Here is a 9,822-nt window from a genome sequence, read left to right as displayed (position 1 = left end):
CACCGGCAGAGATCTTCCGTCAGAAACTTGTCGCAAACAGACATCGATATGAATAAACTCTAACTCTAAAAGTCGCGGTTCAGCATGAACTCACAAGCCTCATCGATCACAAGCGTATCGTCACCCTCACCACCGTCAAGCTCGGCGGAAGACAGCGATGCGATGATGGTGTCATCATCAGTGCCGCCATAAAGCCGGTTGGCACCGAACCGGTCGATGATGGTGTCATCGCCCGCTCCAGCATCGACAATATCGGCCCCAAGAGCACTTGCCGGGTCATCGAAATCGGGCCAGGGCTGTCCTATCAGATCGTTGCCTGCTCCTGTCGATATCTCGTCGTCGAAACTGCTGCCATTGACCCAATCGTTCCCGCTTCCAGTCGTCACCGCGAAGCGCTCAATATCGCGGAAGTAGCTGTGCTCCGCGCTCTGCGAGGCGTAACCGACGACGCTGTGGCCGTTCGTTCCATTGAAGAAAATAGCGCGATTCTCGTCCGACAAGTCCAGCGCGAGCGTATCGAAACCTTCGCCACCGGAGAGCGCACCGCTCGTCCCGATAAGAACCAGCCGGTCGTCGCCCACTCCCCCTTCCATCCGGTCATAACCACTCGTGCTGGTCAGCACGTCATCGCCAGCGCCGCCGTCAAGAAAATCATCGCCTTCCCGACCGTTGAGATCGTCTTGGCCAGCGAGCCCTGAAATCCAGTCGTTCTCCGTCGTTCCACGCAAAGTATCGTCACTATTTGTTCCGACAATCGCTACCATGGCACCAACTTCCTCCTCTGACTTCTCGTCAGGGGAAACATAGATGTGCAAGAATAGAAATGAAACAACATTCTAAAAATAAATACCGCATATCTTGCATCTAATAACTAAACATATGAATTTTACTTCAAAATTGATTGGATTATCTAAAAGAAAAATGACTATTGGAGGGTAAAATGCTCGTCGATGCGTTTCGGAGGGCCCTGATTTCCTTCCCAAAATTAACAATCGAGTGCAAACCATGGTGCAGCGGCGAACGTAGCGCGTATAAGCTATTTCAAATAATATTGCCGTATAAACCTACAGACAAAACTTGTATTCACTTGAAACAAATTCAAATGAGAAAATAAAACTTAATCTCGCTAAAAATGATTTCCGTATCAAAGGATATGAATATTTATTTCAAATATTGAATTATACCGCAACCTCAAATCCAATCACTTTTCTATACAGCACACTCGTCTACCAAAATCGACTTAAACATACCTATGACCAAGATGGTTTACGGTGGAAACACGCGCTTTTTTGCCCGATCGCAACCGAGGTCCGAAATCAATGTCAGTCCAGCTCAACAACCGTTTTCGTTTCAACTAGAAAGAACCCGTGATCGCCGATGCGTTGACGTGATGAACCTGTCCCGATAATTCCTGCCGTCGAGGGGCACCAACCGGAGGAACCGCTTATGACGCACCGTACGCTCTGCCTTTTTGCAACCATTGGAATGACAGCTGCATTGCTGAGTGGCTGCAATCAGACTGGTCCGCAAAATGCGCAATCTCCATTGGCAACGGAAGTACCGCCACCATCAAATGCAACGTCGCCGGCTTCGACATCGCCCCAAGCACCTGTCCAATAACGCCAAATCTTTAGGGTGAACGCCTCATCGCACGACGTCTCGATGGGGGTTCATCCGAAGTTGCGCTTGTGACTAGAACAAATCAATTTGACATCAGAAAACCAGGCCCGGAACCAGGCCGACCGGTTTACCAGAAAATATGTCGAAAAGGTTCGTTGCGCCACAGATACTCCATTTGATTGCCTCAAGAATGGGCAGGGTTGCCAATAGACAGTCCTCAATTTAATTACCATCATTGAACAAAATATTCGCCGTTTCGAGGCGGCAACGTGTTATCTTAATCGCGTTACAACTCTCTCATCCATTTCGTGAAGTTAGGTTCGTTTTCGCTGCCCTCTTTGCTGGCATGCTATTCATCGGTTCTAGACGAGTTTCGTAAGTCGCTTGGCGAAATCGCGTGCGATCAGGACCACTACAAATCGTAACCGTCTTAGTTGTCGCCAACGCCGAAATGCTCGAGTGAATACCCCATGTCGGATTTAACGGATGACAAGCGCGTATATGCACACAATCGTCGAGAGAATGGACGCGATGGTGCGGATGTGGTTCCAGAATGTCCAATCTCGCAAATAGCGTGACCATACTTCCGCGCCTTGGGTACTGGAAGGATCTACAACGGCAAGTGCATCATTCAGAGGAACATTGAACGCAACGGTGCATATGAACATTCCCAAAAGATAGATAACGCCGCCAGAAAAGATCGCAATCGATCCAGGTTGCTGCCACTGGAACAAAGCGATGACGGTCAAGATGAGAGCCGCCAAGGTACTTGCGAGAAATAGCGGCATAAATGGTGACCGTAGGATCACATTATTGATTGCATTCATCGCGGCGATACCGGCTGGAACTTCAATCCGACCAAGCGCGCCCATGATAAATGCGGAAAATGCAAAATAGACACCGGCAAGAAGGCCGCTGCTAATTGCAGTGAACCATAGTAAGGCGTTAGTGATCCCATTGATCATGACCGAGCCCCCCAAACTCCTGTTGCAACGGTGTCGCGTACATAATCGGAAAAATCGCGTGCGGAGCGACCCAGTGCTTGTTCAACACCTGCCATCACCGACTTGTTGCGACCATCCAGAACGACAGTGAATAGTTCGACCAAAAGTTTGATAATATCATCAGGCACATAAGGAGCCATGTTCACTGCAAACTCTTCTACCGTTACCTGTCTATAACGGATTTGCCGACCGAGCGCCTGAGAGATTTCGTGAACCGCCTCCGCGAAAGTCAGCGCCCGCGGTCCGGTTACCTCGTAGCCTTTGTTGATATGGCGTTCATCTGTCAACGCAGCTACGACGATGTCAGCGATATCTTCGACATCAATAAACGGCTCAGGCACGGATCCAACTGGCAGTGCGATCTCACCTGCCAAAATACCGTCGATCAAAAAACCTTCGGAAAAATTTTGGCTGAAAAAACTGGACCGCACGATTGTCCAGGGGACACCGGAAGCTTTCAGTTCAGCCTCGGCAAACTGCGCGCCTGGCTCTCCTCTACCGGACAGAAGAACCATCTGCTTCAAGCTCTCTTCATGGGCAAGGGCAGCAATTCGGGCAATCGCTTCGGCAGCGCTCTCGATGGCAATATCTGGCTGATAGGTGACATATGCGCGTTCGATACCTTTGAAAACAGGCGCCCATGTTTCTGAACGGTCCCAGTCGAACGGCATTTCGGTGGATCTGGAAACTGGCCGCGTCTTGATACCCCGTGCTTTCAGCCTAGCATCAACACGGGAGCCGGTCTTTCCACCCGCGCCGATGATGAGAATGGGTTCATCAGGCATCGTCATCCTCCTCACATAATACGATTAACTCTCGTATTTGACAAGACGATAAACTCTCGTATTTTAAGAGTCAAGAACCGAACGCATTGCAAATTCGCAACGAGCGATAGTGGACCAGACCTATATGACCAAAAGCACCCCCAGCATCGCGCGGCTAACACCAACGCAAAAACGCAGCCGGGAGCGCTTCGAAAAAATACTGGGCTGTGCAGAGGAACTGCTGCTTGAAAAGGGGAGCGACGCCTTTCGCATGAGCGATATCGTGGAGCGTGCAGACGTGCCGTTCGGATCGCTCTACCAATACTTCCCAGACAAGACGGCGATAATAGGAACGCTCGCCGAACGTCACAATGCGCGCATCAATGAGGGCGCAAACAAGGCATTTGAAGGCATGCGAAGCGCAAAGGATTTGCATCCTCTCCTGTGCTATCTCACAGATTGCTATTATGATTGGTATCGGAAAGAACCTGTCCTGATCGCAATATGGCAAGCGACGCTCGCTGACCGCACGCTACAAGCCATTGACCAGTCCGATTGCGAGCATCTGGCCGCACTTCTCAGTCAAGCTTTGCAACCATTTGTAGATGACGACCCAGCCGAAATCTTTTCCTTCTCCAAGTTAGTCATCACACTTATCGGTGCGACAGTCCGTTACGCGATTACTCTTGATGAACTCGAAGCCAATCGCGCTTTAGTTCAGTTCAAAGCGATGCTTCCAGATCAACCCATCAGGAAAACTGCATAGACGGACAAGGTAGCCGGGCTATATGCGCCCTTCCTGCTTATGTTTCAAAATGTCAAAAGTCGCTCATCGCTGTGAGGCATTTTCAATGCTGAGAAGCAATTTCTTCAGGAGACCTGCAAGCAGAACACGTTCGTTCTTGTCTAGCGGCTCCAAGAACGCAAAACCTTTCGCCATATGGGCGCGGCAGGCTGCTTCAACTTTTGCAACTCCGGCGTCTGTCAGGGCTACCAGCATGCTGCGTCCGTCTTTCTCCGACTTTTCCCGTCGGACAAGACCGGCTTTTTCCAGCCGGTCCAGCCGGTGCGTGAGACCGCCAGACGAAATCATGAGCGACGTATAAATTTCCGTTGGCGTCAAACGATATGGCGGTCCAGAGCGACGCAATGTAGCGATCACGTCAAATTCGCCGCGATCAAGATCGAACGTGGCAAATGTCATCTCCATACCGGCCCGATAGATGGTTGTCAGACGCGACGCCCTTCCGAGAATTCCCATCGGTTCTGTATCGAGATCAGGCAATTCGTTTATCCACTGACTGCGCAGGCGGTCAACATGGTCACGCTCAGTCAGTTCCTCCGAATGTCCGATTTCCACCACCATATCGGTTCTCCTTAACTCTCATCATCTTCTCCTTCATCATGTGCCCCAAGCAAGGTATCTTGACAAGAAGATATATATCTTGACGGGAAGACAAGTCGGATGTATCTTCACGTCAAGATATTTTCATCGAGGAGTGATAGCGGAAAGGGAATCTGCCATGATTACAATCCGGTGCCACAGCCAGCAAATCTCCTCCGACAATAGCATCGTCAGGTTCGAGGCGCGCGAAGCTGGAGGGCCTGTATCTTTATTTCTGGTCAACGCCGCTCCAGGTCAGAGCTCCAGCCTGCATAAGCATCCCTATATGGAGACCTGGATTGTAAGACACGGGAAAGTCGCGTTCATCGTTGGAGATCAAGAAGCGGTTGCCCAAATTGGCGACATAGTCGTGGCGCCCGCCGAGGTGCCACATCGCTGGACAAATATTGGAAACGATAAGCTGGAGCTCATCTGTATCCATCCAAGCGATACGATTCTGCAATCACCGGCCACCAGTCATAATCGATGAATCAGTGGACATAGAACGGCCTGCTAGCAGCAACCAAACAGTCGGCGAGACCCACTTGTATCTGAGACGAAAGCCTTTCCCGACGGTTCGACTAACCGACACGCTCAGAGGCCCGGCTATCGCGCGGTCAGAAAAATCCTAACGACTTTATGAAGAACGGAGGAACAAAATGTCCAGAATGATCTACATAAATCTGCCGGTGAAAGATCTCGCTGTCGCGACGCGCTTCTACGAAGCAATTGGCTGCGAGAAGAACGAACAGTTCAGCGACCATCAGGCATCCAGCATGATCTGGACCGACACAATTACGTTTCACTTACTCGTCAAAGACTATTTCGCAACCTTCACCCCGAAAGCAATCTCAGACGCTCATGCGACGAGTGAGGTTTTGCTTGCTCTGTCCCATGAAAGCCGGAACGCGGTCGACCACACTGCTCAAGCGGCAGCCGCAGCGGGTGGTCGGGTCGACATTCGTGACCCCATGGACATGGGCTGGCTCTACAACCGATCCTTCGAAGATCCTGACGGCCATGTGTTCGAGGCAGTTTGGGTCAACGCCGATGCCATTCCAGCCGGCTGACGCCTCCATTTGAACACGAAGCTACGTCTGAAAACAAGAATCCGGGGCGGCCTTAAGAGAAAGGCCGCCCGAACGATCCCGGTTAGGTTTCCATCGCCGCCTAAGGCGTATTGCGGAAACTGATCGTGATTGTAGGGCCGACGAGTTCCGTTTTTTTGTGAAGACCGTGCGCGTGCGTCATTTGGCACATGTCTCGCTGCCCGCGTTACCGTCTCACACCATGCCGGTACCGTATCCTCTGCCAGCCTTGGGACTGCTTGATTCCGATTGGGGCGCTTAAGCGGCCCACGATCGTCAAAAAGGCTTTCAACGTATTGCGTTTCACATGTTTGCACGGAGCTCGGCACAAATGAGCCTGCAGAGAAACAACTTGAATTCAAGTTAACCATGAGCCGAGACGATCGTTCCCTGGGCGACTGCTACGAGCGTCTTGTCGCAAACAACCTTGCATTGACATACAGCTTGTCGCTTCCCCGTGCTTAATGTTCTTGCTTGTGCAAGCAGTGTGCTGCCTTTCGCAGGCCGAACAAAATTAATCTTGAATTCAGCGGTAAGCGCATCGCCTCCAAGAGCGAGCCCTCCCGCAAATGTAAGCGCGTTATCTGCCAGGTAGCTGATCACACCCCCATGAACAAAGCCATGTTGCTGTGTATGATGCTCGCGGATAATCAGAGAGATACTTGCGCTGCCATCACCGACAGCAACGAGTTCCGCGCCCAGATACTGACTGAAGGGTTGACTTAGAAATATCCTTCTGGCCAATTCTTCCAGATTCATCGTTTTGTCCTTCTTTCCTGCTGAAAGCCCACCAACGCTAGATATGATCGCTTGCGGCCTGTCCCGAAACAACGCTCATTGCCGGATTTTAGGCCTTGGCCCTTCAACGTCGGCGTGAATGAACCCCTTGCTTTTCAGGCATTTTCTTCCGCATTCAGGTCGGGACACAAGCCTGCTCGGACTGCCCGCGTAGATGAATTCGGACGCAAAAGCCCAGCTGAGACTGGATTTGTGCGTCAGCTATGAAGTCGACTTCGGCCTGTTGAGAGTGATCCAGTCAATGATTGAGCGCGTGAGTAGCATATTTTCTTCGGACAGACCGGGCCTGATATGTGCAACGAACTCAACTTCCGGCAGCGGCGGCAGTGATTGAATGGCGCCTGCCGTTTGTAATTTTGCCGGGATGGAACTGGAATTCAGCGGCGTGACCGCCAGGCCAGCCGCGGCCATCGCCGTCAAACTGCCGAGGCTGGGGCTGACACTGACTATCATCCATTTACAGTTTTTTGCAGCCAGCGCGACAAGAGCAGCGTCCCGATAGGGACACGGTTCAGGAAAAACGGCAAGCGGGACGGTTGCTCCAGTTTCGAGCGGAGTCGTTCCGATTACCCATCTAAGCGGCTCGCTCCACATATGGATACCGGATGGGTCGCCCCGGCATCGGCAACCGACAATCAGGTCCAGCTCGCCCTTATCCATAGTTTCCAGCAAAGTGGTCGTATTCGAAATCTGGATTTCCAACGTTCGTTCCGAACGGAAATCCTGAAACCTCTTCAATACGGATGGCAGCCAGGTGCTCGTCAAATCATCGGATGCGCCAATCCGCAAATGGACTGCGTTGGCGTTGCCTTTCATTAGTGTCCGTGCTTCTTCGCTCAGGCGCAGGATCGCCTTTGCGTAACCAAGCAGCGCCTGTCCTTGTGGGGTCAGTGCCACCGTGCGGGTATTGCGTTCGAGAAGAACGTTTCCCGCCTGTTCCTCCAGCCGCCGGATATGGGCGCTGACGGCGGATTGCGTCAAGTTGAGTTGCTGCCCTGCCTTTGTAAAACTCGATAGACTGGCGACTGCCTCGAAGGTCCGCAACAGTACAATATCGAACACTGTTTCACCTCGGATCGTCATGAATAGCATGATGATAAATCGTTTCTCATCATGAATAAAGTTTGGTTCACTCTTTTTCGGCGGGAGATAGGAGGTCGGCAGCATGTTGCTGGAAACCTGGTTACCGTTCGTCGTTGCCACACTGGTGTTCGCTTTCATGCCGGGTCCGGCCATTTTATATATGTCAGCGCAAACCCTGGCTTACGGGCAAAGAGCCGGCTTGATGGCAGCCCTCGGTATTCATCTGGGTTGCTACGTACATATCGCGGCAGCCTCTGCCGGGTTCGCTGCGCTTCTGCACCATGCTCCTGCGCTCTATTCATTCCTGCGGCTGGCGGGAGCCTTCTACATGTTGTGGCTGGGCGGAAGAATGATGTTTGCCTCGATCGCGGAGGAAGCAACCGAAATCCCCGCGCGGCACCGACGCGTCTTGCGCGACAGCATCGTGGTCGAGATCCTCAATCCGAAGACTGCGTTGTTTTTCCTGACGTTCCTGCCCCAATTCGTCGATCCGCAAGGAGCGATGCCCGGTTGGCTTCAGTTCCTGCTGCTTGGTATCATCGTGAACGGCGCTTTCTCGCTCGGCGATCTTGTATCAGTGGCAATCGCCTCCATCGCATCGCCACGCATTTCCTCCTCGAATTCCGCTGGCTGGATTTCGAAGGTCAGCGGTGGCGTCCTTGTCGGGCTAAGCGCCGCGATCATGATGCATTTCATTTGAACGGAACTCCAGCTCCCGAAGGCGATTATCGAATGGAGAGGATGATGATTTTGAAACGATCCTTTGCCGGAGCCTTAACCATTTCATTTCTGTGCATGCCAGCTGTGGCATCGGACCATCAATGGGATGTCTATGAAAATGTGCGCTTCGGTTATTCCATCTGCTACCCGGCAGATATTCTGGCTGCTCAGCCCGAGGCCGATAACGGCGACGGCCGCAAGTTCACCGGCCCGTCGGGCGCCGAACTGGCGGTATGGGGCGGATACAATGTTCTCGAGCAGGACATGGACGCCCTCATTGGCGACCTCGCTGATGAGGGCACCGCCGTCACCTATCGCCGCGCTACGAAGGACTGGGCCGTCGTCTCCGGTCGCGAGAAGGGCAATGTTTTCTACGCCAAGCTCCTGCTGGAACGAAATGCGGCGGATGGCATCGACATAGTTCGTGTCTTTCGCCTGACCTATCCTGCCAACAAGGTAAAAACCTATGACGCGGTGGCCGCTCGGCTGGCCCAATGCTTCAAGCCAACCGGTCGAGGCATCGACGACGGACTGCAACCATTGCCTCCCGATCGCCATGACGGAAGGACAATACGATGAACCGGATACTACTTATCCTTTTCCTGTTCTTCATCGGATCGCAGATGGCAGGTCTCGCCGTGGCTGCTGACGGGCTGTTTGCACAAGCCACCGAGACTGACGATGAGCTCAAACAGCTCTTCAACCAGGCTGGTGACATCTGCCTGCACAGCATAAGTCATGATGTCCGAATCGTCGTCGCCTGCGCATCAATGAGGATTTATGGCGTAGCGCTGAATGAAAGAGACTGGTGCTACGGACACCACGATGAAGCGAACGCGCAGATGGACTGGCATCGCTGCGATGCGAGTTCCGAACGCTTTTCGCTCGACAAGCTGATTGATGTCGGGAGGTAAATGACAATGCTGAAGCCGATCATCGTTTTCCTCATCAGCCTTCTGCTGCTGGTGCCGGTCTGCCTCTTCGTCGGATATGGGATAGGCGAAATCATCGCGGCTTTTGTGTATCCTGTAACCGGGACACCCGACAGGTTCAGAGAAGACCGCGAACTGTTCGCCGGCGTATACGGCATCATGTTCATCGGTGGATTTTTGTATCTCGCTTCCGCTGCCTTTGCTGTGTTTCGTCTAATCAAAGCTATCCGCAAGAGACGAATATGATATCGAAAGACACTATGTAATTACGTCCTTAATCTGTGACCTGAGACCCGAAACTTCCTCCAAATTTTGGTAGAGTCCGTCACGACGATGAGGTGCACCCCGAATTTGGACCACGGAGAGCTGGAATTTTCCGGGTTTATGGCTCAAAGCGGCGGGGATGCCGCTGAGCCATTCATAAGCGAA

The 9,822-nt window shown here is 52.2% G+C and carries 13 protein-coding genes; 7 read left to right on the top strand and 6 right to left on the bottom strand.

Translation table 11 applies throughout. The annotated features are described in order from the left end of the window. Positions 1–65: 65 nt before the first annotated feature. From FHW03_RS25790 to FHW03_RS25780, 3 genes are all read right to left on the bottom strand, one after another. Positions 66–764 (bottom strand): hypothetical protein, encoded by a 699-nt coding sequence (locus tag FHW03_RS25790; RefSeq protein WP_182523259.1) that lies wholly within the window; start codon positions 762–764, stop codon positions 66–68. Positions 765–2,099: 1,335 nt separating this feature from the next. Then, positions 2,100–2,585 (bottom strand): anthrone oxygenase family protein, encoded by a 486-nt coding sequence (locus tag FHW03_RS25785; RefSeq protein ID WP_182523258.1) that lies wholly within the window; start codon positions 2,583–2,585, stop codon positions 2,100–2,102. Then, positions 2,582–3,409, bottom strand: coding sequence for an NmrA family NAD(P)-binding protein (locus FHW03_RS25780; protein WP_182523257.1), 828 nt, complete (start codon positions 3,407–3,409; stop codon positions 2,582–2,584). Before FHW03_RS25780 ends, FHW03_RS25785 begins: the two co-directional genes overlap by 4 nt. 109 nt (positions 3,410–3,518) lie before the next feature. Here FHW03_RS25780 and FHW03_RS25775 point away from each other — a divergent pair, with 109 nt between their 5' ends. Then, a complete protein-coding gene (locus FHW03_RS25775; RefSeq protein ID WP_377515779.1) occupies positions 3,519–4,154 on the top strand; it encodes a TetR family transcriptional regulator in 636 nt (211 codons plus the stop codon). A gap of 63 nt (positions 4,155–4,217) precedes the next feature. Here the strand turns inward: FHW03_RS25775 and FHW03_RS25770 are convergent, their stop codons facing one another. Beyond that, complete coding sequence (locus FHW03_RS25770) at positions 4,218–4,754, bottom strand: MarR family transcriptional regulator (protein ID WP_182523256.1); 537 nt, start codon at positions 4,752–4,754, stop codon at positions 4,218–4,220. A gap of 157 nt (positions 4,755–4,911) precedes the next feature. Here FHW03_RS25770 and FHW03_RS25765 point away from each other — a divergent pair, with 157 nt between their 5' ends. Together FHW03_RS25765 and FHW03_RS25760 are read left to right on the top strand one after the other, a co-directional pair. Further along, entirely contained in the window at positions 4,912–5,262 is a 351-nt protein-coding gene (locus FHW03_RS25765; protein ID WP_182523255.1) for a cupin domain-containing protein, read from the top strand. A 169-nt stretch (positions 5,263–5,431) separates the two neighbouring features. Continuing rightward, positions 5,432–5,842 (top strand): VOC family protein, encoded by a 411-nt coding sequence (locus tag FHW03_RS25760; RefSeq protein WP_182523254.1) that lies wholly within the window; start codon positions 5,432–5,434, stop codon positions 5,840–5,842. Positions 5,843–6,223: 381 nt separating this feature from the next. On the opposite strand, the gene FHW03_RS25755 is transcribed toward FHW03_RS25760, so the two are convergent. Then, entirely contained in the window at positions 6,224–6,619 is a 396-nt protein-coding gene (locus FHW03_RS25755) for a PaaI family thioesterase (RefSeq protein WP_182523253.1), read from the bottom strand. Positions 6,620–6,859: 240 nt separating this feature from the next. Beyond that, positions 6,860–7,879: a LysR family transcriptional regulator gene (locus FHW03_RS25750; protein WP_377515776.1), complete on the bottom strand. Its 1,020-nt coding sequence runs from the start codon at positions 7,877–7,879 to the stop codon at positions 6,860–6,862. Here FHW03_RS25750 and FHW03_RS25745 point away from each other — a divergent pair. Genes FHW03_RS25745 through FHW03_RS25730 form a run of 4 tightly spaced genes read left to right on the top strand, consistent with a single transcriptional unit; the run spans position 7,824 to position 9,639 of the window. Then, positions 7,824–8,441, top strand: a complete 618-nt coding sequence (locus FHW03_RS25745; protein WP_182523251.1) for a LysE family translocator — start codon at positions 7,824–7,826, stop codon at positions 8,439–8,441. The two genes, FHW03_RS25750 and FHW03_RS25745, sit on opposite strands and share 56 nt — an antisense overlap. A gap of 50 nt (positions 8,442–8,491) precedes the next feature. Then, positions 8,492–9,040, top strand: a complete 549-nt coding sequence (locus tag FHW03_RS25740) for a hypothetical protein (RefSeq protein WP_182523250.1) — start codon at positions 8,492–8,494, stop codon at positions 9,038–9,040. After that, positions 9,037–9,375: a hypothetical protein gene (locus FHW03_RS25735; protein ID WP_182523249.1), complete on the top strand. Its 339-nt coding sequence runs from the start codon at positions 9,037–9,039 to the stop codon at positions 9,373–9,375. The genes FHW03_RS25740 and FHW03_RS25735 overlap by 4 nt, the downstream gene beginning before the upstream one ends. A 6-nt stretch (positions 9,376–9,381) precedes the next feature. After that, positions 9,382–9,639: a hypothetical protein gene (locus FHW03_RS25730; RefSeq protein WP_182523248.1), complete on the top strand. Its 258-nt coding sequence runs from the start codon at positions 9,382–9,384 to the stop codon at positions 9,637–9,639. The last annotated feature ends 183 nt before the right edge of the window (positions 9,640–9,822 follow it).

This window comes from Ochrobactrum sp. RH2CCR150, from assembly GCA_014138095.1.
In the GTDB taxonomy this organism is placed as follows: Bacteria; Pseudomonadota; Alphaproteobacteria; order Rhizobiales; family Rhizobiaceae; genus Brucella; species Brucella gambitense.
Note: the sequence above shows the minus strand (reverse complement) of the source record. Positions and strands in the feature narration are given on the sequence as shown.